This window comes from Azospirillum argentinense (genome assembly GCF_000632475.1).
Taxonomy (GTDB): domain Bacteria; phylum Pseudomonadota; class Alphaproteobacteria; order Azospirillales; family Azospirillaceae; genus Azospirillum; species Azospirillum baldaniorum.
The window spans coordinates 306,555-325,422 of sequence record NZ_CP007795.1 but is presented as its reverse complement, the minus strand read 5'-3'; the positions used below and the strand labels follow the sequence as shown (position 1 = coordinate 325,422).

Below are 18,868 nucleotides of genomic sequence, written 5' to 3'. Positions count from 1 at the left end.
TATCGCCTCATTCGCCGGCGGGCTCCGGTCGCATGTGCGACCGGGACCGCCGCGGTCCAAAGCGGATTGCAATCCGCTTTAAGCGCCGTCCGTCACCGGCGCGGGAGACGAAAACCGTTCACGCGCTACCGCTTGCCCAGCACCGGCATCACCCAGCCCTTCAGGAAGGCGTCCTCCGGCGGCACCGCGACCGGCTTGCCTGCCGCCAGCAGCACCTGAAGCAAGGCGGTGTGCAGGGCGGTGCAGCCGCCGAGGTCCAGCCGGGGCTGTGACACGGCACACAGCCATTCGGCCAGCGGGATTGCCTCTTCCACCGTGCAGGCGCCCTCGAAACGGGCGGTGCGGTCTTCGAAACGAATGGGCATCACACCAGTTCCCGCAGGTTGAGGGCGAGCAGAAGGCGCCCGTCGCCGAGCACCGCAGTGCCGGCGTAGCCGCGCAACCGGGCGAGCAGCCCGGTCATCGGCTTCAGAACCACCTCGGCGCGCTCCCGGAAGGCATCCACGACCAGCGCCATCGGCTGCCCGCCGAGGTCCAGCAGAAGCACCGCCTCCCCGCTGCGTTCCCGCTCGTCCTCCGGCAGGTTGAGCAGGCGGCGCAGCCGCAGAAGCGGCACCACCGCGTCCTGGACGACGACGCTCTCCGCGTGCTTCATGCGGCGGATCGCGCCGTGGGGAACGCGCTGCATGCCGGTGACCAGCGTGACCGGAAAACCATAGAGCGCGCCGGCCGTCTCCACCGTCACCAGCCGGGTGACCATCATCGTCAGCGGCAGGATGAGACGGAAGCGCGTCCCGACGCCGGGGGTCGAGGCGACGTCTACCCGTCCTCCCGCCTGTTCCACCGCGCTGCGCACGGCGTCCATCCCCACCCCGCGGCCCGACAGATCCGACACGGTGTCCGAGGTGCTGAGTCCCGGCAGGAGGATCAGGCGCAGCGCCTCGGCCTCGGTCAGGGCCGCCGCCTGCTCCGCGGTCAGGGTGCCCTGGGCCACCGCCTTGCGGCGCACCGCCGCGGCGTCGATGCCCGCCCCGTCGTCGGAGACCTCCACCACCACGCCGCCGCTGTCCTGAAAGGCCTGGACGCGGAGCGCCGCCACCTCCGGCTTGCCAGCGGCGCGGCGGCGCTCCGGCGGCTCGACGCCATGGTCCAGGGCGTTGCGGACGAGGTGCAGCAGCGGTTCGCCCAGGATGTCGAGAATGTCCTTGTCGGCCTCCGTCTCGCCGCCGGAGAGGTGCAGCTCGACCGGCTTGCCGAGCCGCCGCGCGGTGTCGCGGACCAGCCGGGGCAGCGGGTCGAAGACGCGCGACAGCGGCAGCAGCCGCAGCCGCAGCACCGCGTCCTGCAGGTCGCCGACGATGGAATCGATGCGGCCATGGGCTTCCTTGATGCCCTGGGCCAGCGCGTCGGCGCTCCGCCCCTCCTGCGCCTCGCGCGCGAGATAGGGCAGGCTTCCCTTGGCGACGACCAGTTCGCCGACCAGCGCCATCAGCCGGTCCATGCGCTCCGCGTCCACCCGCAGCGCCCGCCGCGCCGAGGCGGCCGGAGCGGCGGGCTCCGCCGGCGCCGCAGCCGGGCCGTCCGCCAAGGACACGAGGCATCGGATGAGCGCGTCCGTCGGGCCTTCGGCAGCGCGGTCCAACACCACTCCCTCTGAATCCCGTCCCTCGGCGGTGAGGATGTTGCGCACCGCCCGCAGCACCGCCGCCCGGCGGGCCGCAGATTCCTCGTCGCTGCCGGGCAGGCCGAGGATGCGCGACTGCTCCCGCAGCATGGCCGTGGCGAGACTTACCGGAGCGGCGGGGACTGCCGGCTCGGCCGGCGCGGGTATCACGACCGTAGCAAGGGACACCTGATCGGGAACGCCACGGAACAGGCGCGTCACCTCGTCCTTCGGCGCCCCGCTCAGCGCGCGGAAGCGCAGGGTGCAGCGGTAGGGGTCGAGGTCCGTCAGCGGCGGCCACGCCCCGGCGATGCGCAGCAGCAGCAGATCGGGAATGCGGCGGCACAGGTCGAGCGGGTCGTCCCCAGCGAAGAAACAGTCCTCCGCAGGGTCGTAGGCAATGGCGGTGACGGTGCGCCCGCTGGCCTTGGCCCGGTCGGACTCCGTCAGCTCGTCCACCCAGGCGAAGCCGGCGGGCGTACCGCCGCCCGCGGCCTCCGCCGGCCCGCCGAGGGCGGCGCGGAGCCCCGCCTCCTGCTCCTGCGCGCGGGCGTCGGCGCCGTCGGGAAGGGACTGGCTGAACTCCAGCCCATCGACCCACGCCGCGCCGATGTCCAGCAGTTCCAGAAGCCGGTCGGCCAGTTCGCCGCTCATGCTGGCGCGTCCGTCGCGCACGGCCATCAGCGCGTCCTCGCCGGCATGGACCATGCGGGTGAAGGGCGCCATGTCGAACAGCGCGGTGGCGCCCTTCAGCGTGTGCAGCGCGCGGAACAGGTCGTTGATCGCGGCCTTGTCGGTCGGGTCGCGCTCCAGCCGCAGCAGGGCGGCGCCCGCCGCCTCCAGCAACTCCCGCGATTCCAGGACGAACTGCTCGAACAGCGCGCTCATGACCGCCCCTCTTCACCGGCTTGGCGCCGCCCGGTGAGCAGGCGGGCGGCGGCCGTCAGGTCGGCGGGACGCACCGGCTTCACGAAATACCAGTTGGCCCCGGCGAGCAGCGCCTTCTCGCGGTCGCTGTCCTTGGATTCGGTGCTGATCATGATCGCCGGCACGTCGCGCAGGGTCTGCTCCTGCCGCAGGCGGCGCAGCATGGTGTAGCCGTCCATCTTCTGCATGTTGATGTCGACGATCAATAGGTCCGGCGTGGACGCCAGCGCATGCTCCAGCCCGTCGATGCCGTTCACCGCCTCGTCGACCCGAAAGCCGTCGGTTTCCAGAACCTGCCGGGTGTAGGCCCGGACGGTCACGGCGTCGTCCACCACGAGGACTCGGGGTTGGGGGACGCCGGGTTGGAGATTGGGTCGGTCGGTCACCGCACGGCCTCCTTAACTCTGGGGCTTCTGATAGAGGATGGCGTCGGGGAACCGGCGCGGCACGAAAAGCGAGGACATCCGGCTCATGCTTTCCGAATGGCCGAGGCAGATGAACCCGTTGGGCGACAGCGCGTCGTAGAACATCGACGCCGCCTCGCGCCGCCCCAGATCGTCGAAATAGATCAGCAGATTGCGGCAGAAGATGACATCCATGCCACGGAAATTCGCCATCTGCCGCGGATCGGCGATGTTCACCAGCGAGAAGTCGATGGAATCCCGCAACTCCTCCATGATCTGCCAGCTCCGGTCGTCCAGCCGGGTGAAGTATTTGGCGATGAGATCGCGCGGCATCGCCTGAAGCGACCGCTCCTCGTAGACGCCCTCCCGCGCGCGGGCGAGCACTTGGCTGTCGATGTCGGAGGCGTAGAGTTCGATCTCGAACTCGTCCACCCGGCTCCACCGCTCCAGCAGCGTGATGGCGATGGAATAGGGCTCCTCCCCGGTGGCGCAGCCGGCCGACCAGATGCGCACCCGGCTGCCCGGCGCGCGCCCGCGCACCACCTCGTCCAGCGCCTCGTTCACCAGGCAGTCGAGCTGGTAAAGTTCGCGGAAGAAATAGGTCTCGTTCACCGTCATCCGGTTGACGAGAAGCTGCAACTCCTCCCCCGACGCCTGGTACCGCAGCAGATTCAGGTACTGGCGGAAATGCTCCACGCCGACCGCCGCCATCCGCTCCGACACCCGGCGGTCGACGAAATAGCGTTTGGCCTCGGTGAAGGACAGGCCGGTGCGTTCCCGCAAGAACCGGCAGAAGGCGTCGTAATCCGCGGCGTTCAGGCCGGCGGTGTCCCCCTTGTCCGAAGGCCCCTTATCCGAAGGCCCCTTGTCCGAAGGCAGGCTCATTCAGGCTCCGGAAAACAGGCGGCGCGCCGCATCGACGGAAAAAGCGACGAAGGGATCGTCCGGAAAGCGCACGGACAGCCGCTCCACGACTGGCAGAGCCGCGGGATCGCCACTTTCCATCAACGCCTCCACCGCGGACAGGCAGACGTTGACATGCGGGTCGCGGTCGATCACCCCGGCCAGCAGGTCCAGCCGGTCCGGATGGGGCAGCTTGCCCACGAGCTGGGCCGCGAAGATGCGCAGGTCCGAATCCGCGGCGGTCAGCAGCGGCGCGACCTCCGGCATCACCACGGCGGCGGGCATCTGCTGGAGGCTCTCGATCACACCGTTGCGCAGCCCGACGTCCTCGCTCGCCAGATGGGGAAGCAGCGCCGCCGCCGCGGCCGCGGTGCCGGTGCGGACCAGGGCGGTGAGGAGGGTTTCGCGGACGCTCGGGTCCTCCTCGCGCGCCAGCCTCGCGGACAGGGCGGGAACGGCGTCGGGGCGCTCGCCGAGCGCGTGGGCGGCCTGACGCCGCCGGGCCGGGTCGGCGTCCTCCAGCCACGCCAGCGGATCGCCGCCCTCCGCGGCGCCCGCCGGCTTCGCTCCGTCGATCTTCCGGGCCTTCACCAGGGCCATGCCGCCTCCACCACGCCTGTCGCGTTCATTTCATCACCCACCAGCCATCATTGCTGGCCATCATTCGGCGGCCATCACCCACCGCGTCACCTGCTGGGCCACCCGGTCGGACGGCAGCACCATGTCGGCGCCGCCGCGGCGGATCAGCTCCTGCGGCATGCCGAAAACGACGGCGCTGGACTCGGCCTCCGCGATGGTGCGCCCACCCTGGCGGCGCAGTTCCGCCATCGAGACCGCCCCGTCCGACCCCATGCCCGTCAAAAGAACGCCGATCAGCCGTGACGGTGCCACGGCGCGCAGGGCGCTCTCGACCAGCCGATCCACGTTGGGATGCCAGCTCCGCCGCTCGTCCGCCGGGACGGGCTGGGCGCAGAGCCGCCCGCCGCGCCGGACGATCTGCAGGTCGGCGCCGCCGCGCGCGATGCACGCCATCCCCGGCTGGAGCGCGGTGGCCGTCGCGGCCTCCACCACCGTCACGGCGGAGATGGTGTCGAGGCGGCGGGCCAGCGGCCCGGTGAAGCTGGCGGGCATGTGCTGGACCACCACCACCGGCCAGGGAAAATCCGCCGGCAAAAGCGGCAGGATGTCCTCCAGCGTGCGCGGCCCGCCGGTGGACACGCCGATCAGCACCAGCCCCTCACCCGGCCTGCCGCCGTCCTCGTCACCGTCGGCCACGGTCCGCGGCTTGGACAGGGGAGCGTCCGCCAGGAAGTCCTCCCCGACGATGCGCTCGCGCGCCCGGCGCAACCGCTCCCGCAGCCCCAGCACCCGACGCGGGCGCGATCCGGCGGCAGCCCGCACGGTGGCGACCAACTCCTCGGCGATGCCGGCGATGGCGCCGACCCCCGACGGCTTGCGCACAGCCTCCACCGCCCCCAGCCGCAGGGCCTCCAGCGTCACCTCCGCCCCGTCCGCGGTCAGGGCCGAGACCATCACCACCGGCTTGGGATGCTCGATCATGATGCGCTTCAGACAGGCGAGGCCGTCCATGCCGGGCATCGTGACGTCCAGGGTCACCACATCCGGATCGAAGCCGGGCAGCCGTTCCAGCGCCTCCGCCCCGTCGGCGGCGGTCTCCACCGCGAAGCCGGCGGACGAGAGAATGTCGCCGATGCGCCGCCGCATCAGCGCCGAATCATCGACGACCAGGACCTTCAGCATGACGGGACCACCTTCCGATCAGACGGTGGCCAGCAGGTCGGCGAGCTGGTCCATGTCCAGCAATTCCGCCGGATCCATCAGCAGGATCATCCGCCGTTCCGCGGCGCTCTCCAGCGCGCCGATGCGGCGGATCAGCCGGTGCTGGGCCTGCGACACGACGGGGGCCGGCCCGATGGCGCCGTCCGGGATGCGGACGATTCCGGCCATGCCGTCCACCAGCAGCCCGGCGCGGGCCGCCCCCGCGGCGATCACCACCACGCGGCCCCGATCGCCGCCGGCCTCCCGCTCCTCCGGCAGGCGCAGCAGGCGGCGCAGCGCGACCAGCGGCAGGACGCCCCCGCGCAGGGTCGTCACGCTGCTGACGAAGTCCGGCGCGTTGGGCAGCGGGGTCACGGCGTCGGGCTGGCGCAGCACCTCCTGCACAGCCGCGACCGGCAGGCCGTATTCCGCCCCGGCCAGCCGGAACACCACGAAGGCCTCCGCCCGCTCCGCCTCCGCTTCCGTCGCCACAGCCGCCTCTCCTTCGCGCCCTTGGGCATGAATGCCCACCCCGGCGCCACTGCCCGCACCATGACGGAACAGCCGTTCCGCCGACAGGACCGGGATCAGCCGCGCGCCGCCGTCCAGCCGCGCGATGCCGTCCATATCCTCGAACTCCGCCTCCCGCGCCATCAGCGGCGGCACCGGGTCGATCCGTTCGCGGGGAACGCGCAGGATTTCCCGCACATCCTCCACCGCCACACCGACCAGCCCCTCCGCCGTGCGCAGGACGGCCACCTTGCCACGGCCCCGATCCGCCGTGGCATCGAGCGCGGCGTCGAGCCCGAACAGCTCCCGCAGCCCGACCAGGGGAAGCAGCCCGTCGCGCAGCGTCATCATGCCCAGAAGATGAGGGCGGGCGCGGGGGACGCGGATCACCGTCTCGGGAACCGGAACGACCTCCTGCACCGCCGCCACGGGCAACGCGAACTCCTGTTCCGCAACGGTGAGGACGACGAGTTGTTCCTCGTCCTGGCTCACCGCGGCAACGGTCTTCGGCTGGGGCGCCGCGCTGAAATCGGCGCTTCCCGCCGGTCCCCGCCCAAGGTCGGCGAACTGGCGCTCGATCAGCGGGCCAGGGTCGAGGATCAGTGCGCCGTCCCCCGCGGCCCCGTCTCCGGCCAGGATGGCGCCGGCCAGAAGATCGGCGTCGATGGATGGATCCGGCGCCGTCGCGGAATCGGCGATGCGGCCCTCGTCCACGGTGGACAGGCCCGACACGCGGTCCACCAGCAGACCGACCGGCTGGCCGTTGTGACGGAGGATCAGCAGCCGCGCCGCCTTCGTCTCCCCATCACCGGCTCCACCCTCCCCGGCCCCGGCTCCAGCAAGGCCCAGGACCCGGCGCAGCCCGATGACCGGCAGCACGGCGCCGCGCCGCCGGGCCAGTCCTTCCAGGCTGGGCGGCCCCAGCGGGATCGGCACCAGGGAGGGCGGGCGCAGGATTTCCAGCACGCTGTCCAGCGGCAGGGCCAACCCCATGCCGCCGACCGTGAAGAGGACGAAGGAACGCACGCCGTCGCGGCGGATGATCGCGGCCATGGGTCGTCTCCCCGCCGGCCGGTCAGCCGGCCCCTTGCAGTTCTTCGGCCATGGCCGCGATCTCCTCGATGGCGGCGGCCAGTTCCTCGGCTCCCTTGGCCTGCTCCCGCGCGGCCTTGGCCGCTTCGTTGGCCGAGCGGTTGGCCTGGTTGGCCGCGGCGGCGACCTGCTCCACGCCCTTCTGCGCCTCCGCCACGGCGCGCTGCACCTCACCGGCGTTCTCGACGATCTCGCGGCTGCCGGAGGTCACGGTGCGCAGGTCGGCGATGGAGGCGGCGAGGCTGCCGGCGAACTCCTGATGGCGCAGGGACTGGCGCGCCGTCTCGCTCCCGATGTCCTCGATGTCGCGGCGGACTCGCCCGATCTGGTCCTGGATGGCGTGGACGATGTCCTTCACCCGCTCAACATTCTCCGAGCTGTCGCGGGCGAGGTTGCGGATGTCGTTGCTGACGACGGTGAAGCCGCGCCCGAACTCCCCGGCCCGCGCCGCTTCGATGGAGCCGCTGACCGCCAGCATGCCGGTCTGGATGGCGATGATCGAGATGGCGTCGACCACCTTGTCGATGCGTCGACCGATCTGCTCCATGGCGCCGATGCGCTCCACAGTGCGGCGGCTGGCGGCCACCGCCTCGCCCACCCCGGCGGTCAGGGCGCCCACCATGTCCTGCGTCTCGGACAGCAGCGCCTCCAGGCCGACGCAGCGTTGCAGCGCCTCCTCGGCGCGGCTGTGGCCGAGCCGGGCGCTGGCCTCGATCTCCGCGATGGCGCTGCTCGACTGGTGGGTCGCCGCCCCCTGGGCCTGGGCGCCGCGGGAGATCTGGGTGATCGCCGCCATGATCTGGGCGGCGGCGCGGTTGATCTCCTCAATGGCGGCGGAGAGCTGCTCGGCGGCGGAGGCGAGATCACCGGCGGCGCGGTGGACGTCGGTGGTGCCGGTCAGCTCGTCGGCCAGATCGGACAACTGACCGGCGGCCTGCTCGCTCTGGGCCAGCGCCTTGGCCTGCTCGCCGACCGTCTTCAGCGCCTCCTCGCTCGCCGCCGCCTGCTCCTCCGCGGCGGAGGCCACGCTCTCGGCGCCGCGCTGCGCCTCCCGCCCGGCGGAATCGGCTTCCAGCGCGGCCTTGATGGTCTCCTGGGCACCGCGGGCGATGTCCCCCATGCCGTCGCGCACCCGGTCGAGCTGGCCGGCGATCTGGCGGCCCCGCTCCACCTCCGCCTTGGACGCGTCCGCACCGGCCACGATGCTCTCGGCGATGGCACCCACCGCCTTCTGGATCTCCGCGACCATGCGGTTGATCTCGTTGGCGGAGCGTTCGGAGCGCTCGGCGAGGGCCTGCACCTCGTCGGCCACCACGGCGAAGCCGCGCCCGGCGTCGCCTGCGCGCGCGGCCTCGATGGCGGCGTTCAGGGCCAGGAGGTTGGTCTGGTCGGCCATGACCGCCACTCCCTCGACGATGGTGCCGATCTCCGCCGCCTGCCGCTCCAGATCGCGGACCAGGGCGACGGCGGCCTCCTGCCGCGTGGCGGCGCGGACCAGCCCATCGACGGAGGTGAGGATCTGCCCGCTGACCTCCTTCATCAGCGCCTGCAGCGCCTCGATCCGCGACAGCGAGGATTCGGCGTTGCCGCGCGCCCGCCCGATCAGGCTGGCGCTGCGGTCGATCATCCGCTGCGACTGCTGGGTGGCGCTGGCCGCCTCCTCCGCGCCGGCGGCCACCTGCTCCATCGCCTTGCGCAGTTCCTCGGCGGCGGCGGCGGCCTGGGTCACGCCGCTGGCAAGCTCGTTCGCCGCCGCGGCGATGCCTTCCGCGGCCTTGCGCCGCCGGTTCCCGGCGCGGGCGCGCCGCCGCACCTCCGCCGCTCGACGGGTCGACAGGGCGTTATCGGGCTGGCCGGGGAGTGCGGCGTCATCGGGAAGCGCCACCGTGTCCTCGCCGATGTCCGCGTTGCGGGAGGCGTTCGCCGTGTCGATCCGCTTCTTCTTGACCAAAGCCATGATTCAAAACCCCTTGTCCCGCGAGCCCGTGTTTCTCTGGCGGTGGCTCTTGTTGATTGGCTTGCGTTCGTTGCCGGCGGTTGCCCGCCCTCAGGCCAGCACCCGGCCGATGTAGCGCCCGATGGCCGCCTTCAGCTCCATCGCCGATCCGGCGTCGAGCGCCAGAACGACGGTTCCCTCGACGTCGTGGGGCGGCGTCCGGAAGGTGACGTGGAACAGGATGGCCTGCGCCTCCGCCGTCAGGGCGACGCCGCAGCGTTCCAGGAGATCATCCCCCACGCCGCGCAAGACCTGCGGCAGGGTGGTGCCGACCGCGACGCCCAGGAGATTCCCCATGGAGGACAGGCAGCTGTTCAGCACGATGTTGCCAACCTCGGCCAGCACCTCCTCCACCAGCTCCACCGCGTCTTCCTTGGGGACGCCGGGCGGCAGCGCGGCGGCGGCCAGAGGCAGGCCGCTGCGTTCCGGCATCAGCAGAATCGCCGAGCCGAGGAAGGTGCCGGACAGGCACTCCGTCACCGCGATCAGCGCCCCCGGCAGCGCCGACCGAAGCAGGCCGGAGACCCGGTCCCCGGGAACGAGGCTGACCATCGGCACGGAGAGCTCCACCGGCCCGCCGATCATCCGGCTGAGCGCCGTGGACGCCCGGCCAACGCCGATGTTTCCCAGCTCCGTCAGCGCATCATGTTCCAGATCGTCCAGCTCAAACCTCATGGGGATCGGGTCCATCGGCGCGCCGGCCGGACCGTTCCGGTCAACCGGCGCCTCCACCGGCGCCATCAGTGGGCGGCGGCCGGCGCGGCAGGCTGGCGGCGGTGAGGAACCGGGCCATCTGCTCCTCCTCCAGCGGCTTGGGCATGAAGGCGGCACCCAGCGCGCGGATGCCGGACACCACCGAATCCTGGGCGTTGGCCGTGATGATGGCGACGCGGATGTCCGGCTTCGCCTGCAGCAGGCGGGCGGCGGCCTCCAGGCCGTTGTCGCCCGGCATGTTGAAGTCGATTATGGCGATATGGATATCACTTTCGTCGAGTTTTCCATAAAGTTCAGCGCTGTTCGCCGCTTCGATGACCGTCCAATCCGGCTTGTTCCGAAGTATTATGCCGCGGACATGCATGCGGGACAGCTTGCTGTCGTCCACGACGATTACGGTCTTGCTCAACGCCTGTGCTCCGGGAGGAGAGAAAATTTGAATTGTGAAGCGATTATAACCGTCGCCACGCTGCGCGCCAGCATGGATTGAGGTCCGCAATCAGCGTTTTTCGGCGCGCCTCCCCTTGGCCGCCCGTGGTGGCTTTGCTAACAGAAGGTGGGCCAACAGGGTCATGCCGTCCGGGGTTCCGTCCGTGGAAGATTTCATCAGCGCGCTCGTGGTGTTTCTCGTCGTGGTCGATCCGATCGGGCTGGTTCCGATCTATCTCGGCCTCACCCGCGGCTTCGACAGCCGGCGCAAGCGGACCATCGCCCTGCGCGGCCCGCTGATCAGCTTCGCCATCATCGTCTTCTTCGCCTATCTGGGCGAGTTGGTGCTGAGCGCCCTGTCCATCGGCATGCCGGCCTTCCGCATCGCCGGCGGCGCGCTGCTGTTCTGGATTGCCTTCGAAATGCTGTTCCAGCGCCGGGCCGAGCGCAAGGAGCGCACCGCCGACGACGCTCGGACGGAGGAGGAGGCTCACGACCTCGCCGTCTTCCCGCTGGCGATCCCGTTGATCGCCGGGCCGGGCGCCATCACCTCGACACTGCTGCTGATGGACCGCTACGGCGCGACGCTGGGCGGTCAGGGCATGGTTCTGGGAGCCGCCGCGGTCGCCGTGGGCAGCGTCATGGCGCTGCTGGTCGTCGCCGATCTGGTGAACAAACTGCTTGGACGCACGGTGATCCACACGGTCAGCCGCGTTCTGGGTATCGTCCTGGCGGCGCTGGCCGCCCAGACGATCATCGAAGGCATCACCGCCGTTTATCCGCCCCACTGATCTCCGCAAAGGACGCAGCCCCATGGACCGGCACACGCTCAGCAACGGACGCCTCGGCGCCGCGATCAAGGCCGACGGGGCGGAGCTGTGCTCGCTGTCCCTCGACGGGCGGGAGCTGCTCTGGCAGGCCGGTCCGGAATGGCCGCGCCACGCGCCGGTGCTGTTCCCCATCGTCGGCCGGCTGAAGGACGACACGTTGCGCCACCAGGGACGGACCTACCGCATGACGCAGCACGGCTTCGCCCGCGACCGCCGCTTCGCCTGGGAGGAGCACGCGCCTACCCGCTGCCGCCTGTCACTGTCCGACGATGCGCAGACCCGCGCGTTTTATCCCTTCGCCTTCCGTTTGGAGCTGATTTTCGAGCTGGACGCGGACGGGCTGACCATCCGCCACCGCATCACCAATCCAGGCGATGAGACGCTGCCCGCCTCGCTCGGCGTGCATCCGGCCTTCCTCTGGCCGTTGCAGGACGGCGTTCCGAAGGAGGCGCATGAGCTTCTGTTCGAAACCGACGAGCCCGCGGCGATCCGCCGCGTCGAGGGCGGCCTGCTGGCGCCGCGGCCCGAGCCGACGCCCATCGAGGGCCGTCGCTTGGCGCTGAACGAGGGGCTGTTCACGCGGGACGCGGTGATCCTCGACCGACCAGCCAGCCGTTCCGTCCGCTACGGGGCGCCCGGCACCCCGGTCCTCACCGTCTCCTGGGACGGCTTCCGCGAGCTGGGCATCTGGTCAAAACCGGCCGGCGCGCCCTTCCTGTGCATCGAGCCCTGGCACGGCCACGCCTCCCCGGCGGAGTTCGACGGGGAGTTCGCGGACAAGCCGGGGCTGCTGCACATCGCCCCCGGAGCGACGCGGGAGCTGAGCTACCGCATCGCCGTGGGGTAAAGGACCGGCGTTCCGTCAGCCGCGTTTGTTCAGCGGAACGAAGGGGCGGCCCGGATTGCCGGTGTAGAGCTGGCGGGGACGCCCGATCTTCTGCTGCGGGTCCTCGATCATCTCCTGCCACTGGGAAATCCAGCCGACGGTGCGGGCCAGCGCGAACAGCACGGTGAACATGCTGGTCGGGAAGCCCATCGCCTTGAGGATGATGCCGGAATAGAAGTCGACGTTCGGATACAGCTTCTTCTCGACGAAGTAGGGGTCCTCCAGTGCGATCTTCTCCAGCTCCATGGCGATGGCGAGGTGCGGCTCGTCCTTGATGCCCAGCACGTCCAGCACCTCGTAGCAGGTCTGGCGCATGATCTTGGCGCGCGGGTCGTAGTTCTTGTAGACCCGGTGGCCGAAGCCCATCAGGCGGAAGGGATCGTTCTTGTCCTTGGCGCGCTTGATGAATTCGGGGATGCGCTCAACCGAACCGATCTCCTCCAGCATCAGCAGCACGGCCTCGTTGGCGCCGCCGTGGGCCGGCCCCCACAGCGCCGCGATGCCCGAGGCGATGCAGGCGAAGGGGTTGGCGTGCGACGAGCCGGCCAGCCGCACCGTGGAGGTCGAGGCGTTCTGCTCGTGGTCGGCGTGCAGGATGAAGATCTTGTCCATGGCGCGGGCCAGGACCGGATCGACCTTCCAGGTCTCGCACGGCGTCCCAAAGGTCATGTAGAGGAAGTTTTCCGCGTAGCTGAGGTCGTTGCGCGGATACATGAAGGGCTGGCCGACCGAATATTTGTAGGCCATGGCGGCCATCGTCGGCATCTTGGCGATCAGCCGGTGCGCGGCGATCATCCGCTGGCGCGGGTCGAGGATGTCCGTCGAGTCGTGGTAGAAGGCCGACAGGGCGCCGGTCACCCCGCACATCACCGCCATGGGGTGCGCGTCGCGGCGGAACCCGCTGTAGAAGCGGCTCAACTGCTCGTGCACCATGGTGTGGTAGGTGATGGTGCGCTCGAACTCCTCCTTCTGCTGCGGATTCGGCAGCTCGCCGCGCAGCAGCAGGTGGCAGACCTCCAGGTAATCGCAGTTCTCCGCCAGATCCTGGATGGCGTAGCCGCGGTGCAGGAGGATGCCTTCGTCGCCGTCGATGTAGGTGATCGCCGACTCGCAGCTCGCCGTGGAGGTAAAGCCGGGGTCGAAGGTGAAATAGCCGGTTTCGGCGTAGAGCTTGCGCACGTCGATGGCGCGCGGGCCGGTTTCGCCTTCCAGCAGCGGCAGCTTGACGGTTTTTCCGGTCGTGTCGTCGGTGACCGTGATCGTCCCGACCTGCTTGACCTCGCCGCGCCAGACCGGCCGGCCCTTGCTGCTCTCCATCGGCCCCTCCTTATGCACGCGTCATCGGGCGTGACGCTGTTTCGTTGCACGTAGGAGACTGTATGAATGGGGGGTGCCGTCAATAGCACTCCCGATAGATGCCACCCCGCCGGGCATAGGCCGTCAGAAGATCCCTGCCTCCAAGCCGGCGGCCATCAGCAGCCCCAGCTCTTCGCAGGAGGCGGCGAAATCGTCGCGGTACGGGCCGCGGCAGACCAGCGGTTCCTGCACCGGGCGCCAGCGCAGCCCCGTCGCGATGGAGGCGACGGCGCGGCAGGTCCCCGTCCCGTCATGGCCCGCCCGCACGAACAGCGCGTAGGGCAGCCCCTGCGTGCGCTCCAGGCAGGGATAATAGCTGCGGTCGAAGAAATCCTTGAGCGCCCCGCTCATATAGCCCAGATTCTCGGTCGTCCCGAGGATCACGCCCTGCGACTCCAGCACGTCCTCCGGCCCGGCCTCAAGCGGCGGTTTCGCCACCACCTCCACCCCCTGCACCTCCGGCGACCGCGCCCCGCGCAGCACAGCGTCCAGCAACGCCCGCGTGTTGGGCGACGGGCAGTGGGCGACGACGAGGAGGCGCTTGGGCGGCATGATCGTCCTTTCCACGACGACTGTACCAACAACACAGGAGAACGTCCCATGAGCGAAGACGCGCGCCGCTTCGTCGTTATCACGGGTGGCCCCGGCTCCGGGAAAAGCACCCTGATCGACGCGCTGGCCCGCGAAGGCCACGTCCACAGCGTGGAGGCGGGCCGCGCCATCATCCAGGACCAGACGGCCATCGGCGGTTCGGCGCTGCCCTGGATCGACCCGTCGGCCTTCGCGGAGCTGATGCTGTGCTGGGAACTGCGCTCCCTCCGCCTCGCGCGGGAGCAGGCGGGAACGGTCTTCTTCGACCGCGGCATCCCGGACATCCTCGGCTATCTGCGCCTGATGAAGCGCCCGGTTCCCGCGCATATGGAGACGGCGGCTCGCCGCTTCCGCTATCACCGGACCGTCTTCATCGCACCGCCTTGGCCGGAGATTTTCGCGCCGGACGCCGAGCGCCGGCAGACCCTGGCTGAGGCCGCGGCAACCCACGACGCCATGGTCGAGAGCTACGGCGGCCTGGGTTACGAGCTGGTCGAACTGCCCAAGGCTCCGGTGGCGGAGCGGCTGCGCTTCGTCCTGGATCGGCTTGCCGGGTCGGGGCCGCTCAGGCCATGAGTTGGCCGCCGTTCACCTCGATCACCTGCCCGGTGATGTAGCCGCTGAGCACCTCGGACGCCAGGAACAGATAGGCGCCGACGCAGTCCTCCGCCGTGCCCAGCCGGCCCAGCGGGATGCGCGCCGCAGTCGCCGCCAGCTTCTCCGGCGAGGAGTAGCGCTGGTGGAAATCGGTGTCGATGGTGCCGGGCGAGACGGCGTTGACGCGGATGCGGTCCGGCGCCAGCTCCGCCGCCAGGGAGCGGGTGAAGGTCGATACGAAGGCCTTCGACGCGCTGTAGATCGACGAGCCGGGGCTGCCCCCGGTGCGGGCGGAGATGGAGACGGTGTTGACGATGGTCCCGCCCCCAGCGGCCCGCAATGCCGGCAGGGCGCGCCGGCAGGCCACGACGACCGAGCGCAGGTTGAGGTCGATCACCTCGTCCAGGAAATCGTCGCCGACCCGCTCCAGCGGCACCCGCCCGACCATAGTGCCGGCGTTGTTGACGAGGATGTCCAGCCCTCCCAGCGCCTGCACCGCGGCGTCCACCGCCGACTCCACGGCGCGCGGGTCGCGGAAGTCGCCGGTGACAGCGTAGACCTCCGTCCCGCCCGCCGTCAGGGCGAGCGCCAGCCTCGCCGCGGCATCGTTGCCACCAGAACCGTGGAGCGCCACCCGCGCGCCCAGGCTGGCGAAAGCGGTGCCCACCGCCGCCCCGATGCCCCGGCTGCTGCCGGTCACCAGCACGCGCTTGCCGCGCAGGTCCTCGCCCAACAGAGTCATGGCTCGTGCCCCTCAGCGTTCGCGGCGCACGCGGCGCACCGCGTCCAGCCAGCCGTCGTACAGGCGACCCCGCTTGGCCGCATCCATTCGCGGCTCGAACCGGCGGTCGCAGCGCCAGGCGCCGGCCAACGCCGCCTGATCGCGGTAGACCCCGGCCTTCAACCCAGCGAGCCCGGCGGCACCCAGCGCGGTCGTCTCGATCACCGCCGGGCGTTCCACCGGCAGGTCCAGCACATCGGCCAGGAACTGGCACAGCCAGTCGTTCGCCGCCATGCCGCCGTCCACCCGCAGCGCGTCGGAGGTCGCCGTGTGCGCGGCCGACCAGTCGGAAACCATGGCGTCGCGCAGGTCGCGCGTCTGGAAGGCCACAGCCTCCAGCGCGGCGCGGGCGATGTGGGCCGGGCCGGCGTCCAGCGTCAGGCCGAAAATGGCGGCACGGGCCTCGGGGTCCCAGTGGGGGGCGCCCAGTCCAACGAAGGCCGGCACCAGATAGACGCCGTGGCTGTCCGGAACGCGGGTCGCCATGTCGTCGGTCTGCGAGGCGTGGGTGATGATCCCCAGCCCGTCGCGCAGCCACTTGATGGCCGCCCCGGCGATGAAGATGGAGCCCTCCAGCGCGTAGGTCGTCCGCCCGTCCAGCCGGTAAGCGACGGTGGTTAGCATGTTGGAGCGCGATTCCACCGGTTCGTCGCCAGTGTTCAGCAGGGCGAAGCAGCCGGTGCCGTAGGTGGACTTGACCATCCCCGGCTCGAAGCAGGCCTGCCCGAAGGTCGCCGCCTGCTGGTCGCCGGCAATGCCGGTGATCGGGATGGCGCGGCCCAGCAGGTCCGGCTCCGTCGCGCCGAACTCGGCGCTGCTGTCCAGCACCTCCGGCATCATGGCGCGGGGGATGCGGAACAGGGCGAGAAGCTCGTCGTCCCAGTCCTGGCGGTGGATGTCGAAGACCATGCTGCGCGAGGCGTTGGTCGCGTCGGTCGCATGCACCCGCCCACCGGTCAGCCGGTGCAGCAGGAAGCTGTCGATGGTGCCGAAGCACAGTTCGCCCCGCTCCGCCCGCTCCCGCGCGCCGGGGACATGGTCGAGAATCCAGGCGATCTTGGTGGCGGAGAAGTAGGAGTCGATCAGCAGACCGGTCTTGCGCCGCACCAGCGGCCCGCAGCCCTCCTCGACCAGCCTGCGGCAGAGGTCGGACGTGCGGCGGTCCTGCCAGACGATGGCGCGGTGCACCGGCTCGCCCGTGCGGCGGTCCCAGACGACGGTGGTTTCGCGCTGGTTGGTGATGCCGATGGCGGCGATGTCCGCGGCGCTCAGCCCGGCCTCGTCCACGGCCCCCCGCATCACCGCCACGGTGTCGCGCCAGATGTCCTCCGGATCGTGCTCCACCCAGCCGTCGTTCGGATAATGCTGCGCGAACTCGCGCCGGGCCACCCCGGCGGGGACGCCCCGCCGGTCGAAGACGATGGCGCGGGTGGAGGTGGTGCCCTGATCGATGGCGAGGACGTGGCCGGCTTCAGACATGGTCTTTCCTATGGTCTCGTTCGTTCCCTCTCCCCTCTGGGGAGAGGGGTTAGGGTGAGGGGGTTGCGCGTTTGCCGGACGTCCCGCCATGCACATCCCCCCACCCTCCCCTCTCCCCAGAGGGGAGAGGGTTATTTTGTGGGCTATTATACCGTCACTGCGCCATCGCGGCCTTCTTCGGCGGCGAGGCCGGCCAGGACTTGATGAGCTGGTCGTAGTCCACCGTCTCGCCCTTGGGCTTCTCGTTGGACAGCTTGCGCTGCGGCGCGGTGGTGCCGTCCTTCTCGGCCTTGGCGAACCAGAACTCCGCCGACTCTTTCTTGTTCAGCTTCGGCCCGCATTCGCCCTGCACGCCCGACCGCTCCAGACGCTCCATCACCGAATCCTGGGCCGCGGCCAGCGCGTCCATCGCCGCCTGCGGCGTCTTGGCGCCCGACGAGGCATCGCCGATGTTCTGCCACCAGAGCTGCGCCAGCTTCGGGTAATCCGGCACGTTCACGCCGGTCGGCGTCCACTGCACGCGCGCCGGGGAACGGTAGAACTCGACCAGCCCGCCCAGCTTCGGCGCGCGCTCGGTGAAGCTCTTGTCCCAGATGTCGCTTTCCCGGATGAAGGTCAGGCCGACATGGCTCTTCTTCAGGCTGACCGACTTCGCCATGGTGAACTGGGCGTAGAGCCACGCCGCCTTGCGGCGGTCCACCGGGGTGGATTTCAGCAGCGTCCACGACCCGGCGTCCTGGTAGCCCAGCTTCATGCCGTCCTTCCAATAGGCGCCCTTGGGCGACGGGGCCATGCGCCATTTCGGCGTGCCGTCGGCGTTCACCACCGGCAGGCCGTCCTTCACCATGTCGGCGGTGAAGGCGGTGTACCAGAACATCTGCTGCGCGACGTTGCCCTGGGCCGGCACCGGGCCGGATTCGGAGAAGGTCATGCCCGCGGCCTGCGGCGGCGCGTATTTCTTCAGCCACTCCACGTATTTGGTAACGGAGTAGACGGCGGCCGGGCCGTTGGTGTCGCCGCCCCGCTCGATGGAGGAGCCGACCGGGCTGCAGCCCTCCATGCGGATGCCCCACTCGTCCACCGGCTTGCCGTTGGGCAGGCCCTTGTCCCCGTTTCCGGCCATCGACAGCCACGCGTCGGTGAAGCGCCAGCCGAGCGACGGGTCCTTCTTGCCGTAGTCCATGTGGCCGTAGACCTTGACGCCGTCGATCTCCTTCACGTCGTTGGTGAAGAACTCGGCGATGTCCTCATAGGCCGACCAATTGACCGGGACGCCCAGCTCGTAGCCGTACTTGGCCTTGAACTTGGCCTTGATGTCCGGGTTGGTGAACCAGTCGTAGCGGAACCAGTAGAGGTTGGCGAACTGCTGGTCGGGAAGCTGGTAGAGCTTGCCGTCCGGCGCGGTGGTGAAGGACGTGCCGATGAAGTCCTTCACGTCCAGCGTCGGCAGGGTGACGTCCTTGCCCTCCCCGTCCATCCAGTCGGTGAGGGGAACCACCTGCTTGTAGCGGAAATGGGTGCCGATCAGGTCGCTGTCGTTGATCCAGGCGTCGTAGATGTTCTTGCCGGACTGCATTTGCGTCTGGATCTTTTCGACCACGTCGCCTTCCTGGATCAGGTCGTGGCGCAGCTTGATGCCGGTGATCTCGCTGAAGGCCTTGGCGAGCGTCCGGGCCTCGTACTCATGGGTGGTGATGGTTTCGGAGACGACGTTGATCTCCATCCCGGCGAAGGGCTTGGCGGCGTCGATGAACCACTGCATTTCCTTCAGCTGGTCCTCCTTCGATAGGGTCGAAGGCTGGAACTCGCTGTCGATCCAGCGCTTGGCCGCCTCGATGTCGGCGAAGGCCGGGGCCGATGACAGAAGAAGCGCCGCCGCGGATGCGGAGGCGAGATACAGGGTACGCATCGTTTATTCCTCCCGTTTCCAT

The 18,868-nt window shown here is 70.0% G+C and carries 18 protein-coding genes; 3 read left to right on the top strand and 15 right to left on the bottom strand.

Annotation, left to right across the window (positions count from 1 at the left end; all coding sequences use genetic code 11):
• Positions 1-125 precede the first annotated feature (125 nt).
• The 10 genes from ABAZ39_RS23970 to ABAZ39_RS23925 all read right to left on the bottom strand — a co-directional run bounded on the left by ABAZ39_RS23970 (position 126) and on the right by ABAZ39_RS23925 (position 10,487).
• The gene (locus tag ABAZ39_RS23970) at positions 126-365 is read right to left on the bottom strand and encodes a hypothetical protein (RefSeq protein ID WP_040136382.1); all 240 of its coding nucleotides are present in this window, start codon (positions 363-365) and stop codon (positions 126-128) included.
• Positions 365-2,551 carry a chemotaxis protein CheA gene (locus ABAZ39_RS23965; protein ID WP_040136380.1) on the bottom strand — a complete coding sequence of 729 codons (2,187 nt, stop codon included), beginning with the start codon at positions 2,549-2,551 and terminating at the stop codon, positions 365-367. The genes ABAZ39_RS23970 and ABAZ39_RS23965 overlap by 1 nt, the downstream gene beginning before the upstream one ends.
• Entirely contained in the window at positions 2,548-2,976 is a 429-nt protein-coding gene (locus ABAZ39_RS23960; RefSeq protein ID WP_051658471.1) for a response regulator, read from the bottom strand. Before ABAZ39_RS23960 ends, ABAZ39_RS23965 begins: the two co-directional genes overlap by 4 nt.
• A 12-nt stretch (positions 2,977-2,988) precedes the next feature.
• Entirely contained in the window at positions 2,989-3,879 is an 891-nt protein-coding gene (locus ABAZ39_RS23955; protein WP_051658470.1) for a CheR family methyltransferase, read from the bottom strand.
• The gene (locus ABAZ39_RS23950; RefSeq protein WP_051658469.1) at positions 3,880-4,497 is read right to left on the bottom strand and encodes a HEAT repeat domain-containing protein; all 618 of its coding nucleotides are present in this window, start codon (positions 4,495-4,497) and stop codon (positions 3,880-3,882) included.
• A gap of 60 nt (positions 4,498-4,557) precedes the next feature.
• On the bottom strand, positions 4,558-5,658 hold the full coding sequence (gene cheB / locus ABAZ39_RS23945; RefSeq protein WP_040136375.1) for a chemotaxis-specific protein-glutamate methyltransferase CheB: 1,101 nt from the start codon (positions 5,656-5,658) through the stop codon (positions 4,558-4,560).
• A gap of 18 nt (positions 5,659-5,676) precedes the next feature.
• Complete coding sequence (locus ABAZ39_RS23940; protein ID WP_040136373.1) at positions 5,677-7,239, bottom strand: chemotaxis protein CheW; 1,563 nt, start codon at positions 7,237-7,239, stop codon at positions 5,677-5,679.
• A gap of 22 nt (positions 7,240-7,261) precedes the next feature.
• On the bottom strand, positions 7,262-9,235 hold the full coding sequence (locus ABAZ39_RS23935) for a methyl-accepting chemotaxis protein (protein ID WP_040136371.1): 1,974 nt from the start codon (positions 9,233-9,235) through the stop codon (positions 7,262-7,264).
• A gap of 90 nt (positions 9,236-9,325) precedes the next feature.
• On the bottom strand, positions 9,326-9,949 hold the full coding sequence (locus ABAZ39_RS23930; RefSeq protein ID WP_198129061.1) for a chemotaxis protein CheC: 624 nt from the start codon (positions 9,947-9,949) through the stop codon (positions 9,326-9,328).
• Positions 9,950-9,989: 40 nt separating this feature from the next.
• Positions 9,990-10,487, bottom strand: a complete 498-nt coding sequence (locus ABAZ39_RS23925) for a response regulator transcription factor (RefSeq protein ID WP_247881760.1) — start codon at positions 10,485-10,487, stop codon at positions 9,990-9,992.
• A gap of 94 nt (positions 10,488-10,581) precedes the next feature.
• Here ABAZ39_RS23925 and ABAZ39_RS23920 point away from each other — a divergent pair, with 94 nt between their 5' ends.
• Both ABAZ39_RS23920 and ABAZ39_RS23915 read left to right on the top strand, forming a co-directional pair.
• Complete coding sequence (locus ABAZ39_RS23920; RefSeq protein WP_237907691.1) at positions 10,582-11,208, top strand: MarC family protein; 627 nt, start codon at positions 10,582-10,584, stop codon at positions 11,206-11,208.
• Between the two features lie 22 nt (positions 11,209-11,230).
• On the top strand, positions 11,231-12,094 hold the full coding sequence (locus ABAZ39_RS23915) for an aldose 1-epimerase family protein (protein WP_040136366.1): 864 nt from the start codon (positions 11,231-11,233) through the stop codon (positions 12,092-12,094).
• A gap of 15 nt (positions 12,095-12,109) precedes the next feature.
• Here the strand turns inward: ABAZ39_RS23915 and gltA are convergent, their stop codons facing one another.
• Both gltA and ABAZ39_RS23905 read right to left on the bottom strand, forming a co-directional pair.
• Positions 12,110-13,450 carry a citrate synthase gene (gene gltA, locus ABAZ39_RS23910; RefSeq protein WP_051658467.1) on the bottom strand — a complete coding sequence of 447 codons (1,341 nt, stop codon included), beginning with the start codon at positions 13,448-13,450 and terminating at the stop codon, positions 12,110-12,112.
• Positions 13,451-13,573: 123 nt separating this feature from the next.
• A complete protein-coding gene (locus ABAZ39_RS23905; protein ID WP_040136364.1) occupies positions 13,574-14,041 on the bottom strand; it encodes a flavodoxin family protein in 468 nt (155 codons plus the stop codon).
• 48 nt (positions 14,042-14,089) lie between these two features.
• Between ABAZ39_RS23905 and ABAZ39_RS23900 the strand changes: the two genes are divergently transcribed.
• Complete coding sequence (locus tag ABAZ39_RS23900; protein ID WP_040136361.1) at positions 14,090-14,656, top strand: AAA family ATPase; 567 nt, start codon at positions 14,090-14,092, stop codon at positions 14,654-14,656.
• Here ABAZ39_RS23900 and ABAZ39_RS23895 read toward each other — a convergent pair.
• From ABAZ39_RS23895 to ABAZ39_RS23885, 3 genes are all read right to left on the bottom strand, one after another.
• Complete coding sequence (locus tag ABAZ39_RS23895) at positions 14,646-15,419, bottom strand: SDR family NAD(P)-dependent oxidoreductase (RefSeq protein WP_040136358.1); 774 nt, start codon at positions 15,417-15,419, stop codon at positions 14,646-14,648. The genes ABAZ39_RS23900 and ABAZ39_RS23895 overlap by 11 nt on opposite strands.
• Before the next feature lie 12 nt (positions 15,420-15,431).
• The gene (gene glpK, locus ABAZ39_RS23890) at positions 15,432-16,937 is read right to left on the bottom strand and encodes a glycerol kinase GlpK (RefSeq protein ID WP_040136355.1); all 1,506 of its coding nucleotides are present in this window, start codon (positions 16,935-16,937) and stop codon (positions 15,432-15,434) included.
• A gap of 154 nt (positions 16,938-17,091) precedes the next feature.
• Complete coding sequence (locus tag ABAZ39_RS23885) at positions 17,092-18,846, bottom strand: ABC transporter substrate-binding protein (protein WP_040136353.1); 1,755 nt, start codon at positions 18,844-18,846, stop codon at positions 17,092-17,094.
• Between the last annotated feature and the right edge of the window lie 22 nt (positions 18,847-18,868).

Excerpts from the sequence above, each read along its gene's own strand:
- ABAZ39_RS23970 (WP_040136382.1), bottom strand. The coding sequence starts at position 365 with ATGCCCATTCGTTTCGAAGACCGCACCGCCCGTTTCGAGGGCGCCTGC.
- ABAZ39_RS23965 (WP_040136380.1), bottom strand. The coding sequence starts at position 2,551 with ATGAGCGCGCTGTTCGAGCAGTTCGTCCTGGAATCGCGGGAGTTGCTG.
- ABAZ39_RS23955 (WP_051658470.1), bottom strand. The coding sequence starts at position 3,879 with ATGAGCCTGCCTTCGGACAAGGGGCCTTCGGATAAGGGGCCTTCGGAC.
- ABAZ39_RS23950 (WP_051658469.1), bottom strand. The coding sequence starts at position 4,497 with ATGGCCCTGGTGAAGGCCCGGAAGATCGACGGAGCGAAGCCGGCGGGC.
- cheB (WP_040136375.1), bottom strand. The coding sequence starts at position 5,658 with ATGCTGAAGGTCCTGGTCGTCGATGATTCGGCGCTGATGCGGCGGCGC.
- ABAZ39_RS23940 (WP_040136373.1), bottom strand. The coding sequence starts at position 7,239 with ATGGCCGCGATCATCCGCCGCGACGGCGTGCGTTCCTTCGTCCTCTTC.
- ABAZ39_RS23935 (WP_040136371.1), bottom strand. The coding sequence starts at position 9,235 with ATGGCTTTGGTCAAGAAGAAGCGGATCGACACGGCGAACGCCTCCCGC.
- ABAZ39_RS23930 (WP_198129061.1), bottom strand. The coding sequence starts at position 9,949 with ATGAGGTTTGAGCTGGACGATCTGGAACATGATGCGCTGACGGAGCTG.
- ABAZ39_RS23915 (WP_040136366.1), top strand. The coding sequence starts at position 11,231 with ATGGACCGGCACACGCTCAGCAACGGACGCCTCGGCGCCGCGATCAAG.
- gltA (WP_051658467.1), bottom strand. The coding sequence starts at position 13,450 with ATGGAGAGCAGCAAGGGCCGGCCGGTCTGGCGCGGCGAGGTCAAGCAG.
- ABAZ39_RS23905 (WP_040136364.1), bottom strand. The coding sequence starts at position 14,041 with ATGCCGCCCAAGCGCCTCCTCGTCGTCGCCCACTGCCCGTCGCCCAAC.
- ABAZ39_RS23900 (WP_040136361.1), top strand. The coding sequence starts at position 14,090 with ATGAGCGAAGACGCGCGCCGCTTCGTCGTTATCACGGGTGGCCCCGGC.
- ABAZ39_RS23895 (WP_040136358.1), bottom strand. The coding sequence starts at position 15,419 with ATGACTCTGTTGGGCGAGGACCTGCGCGGCAAGCGCGTGCTGGTGACC.
- glpK (WP_040136355.1), bottom strand. The coding sequence starts at position 16,937 with ATGTCTGAAGCCGGCCACGTCCTCGCCATCGATCAGGGCACCACCTCC.
- ABAZ39_RS23885 (WP_040136353.1), bottom strand. The coding sequence starts at position 18,846 with ATGCGTACCCTGTATCTCGCCTCCGCATCCGCGGCGGCGCTTCTTCTG.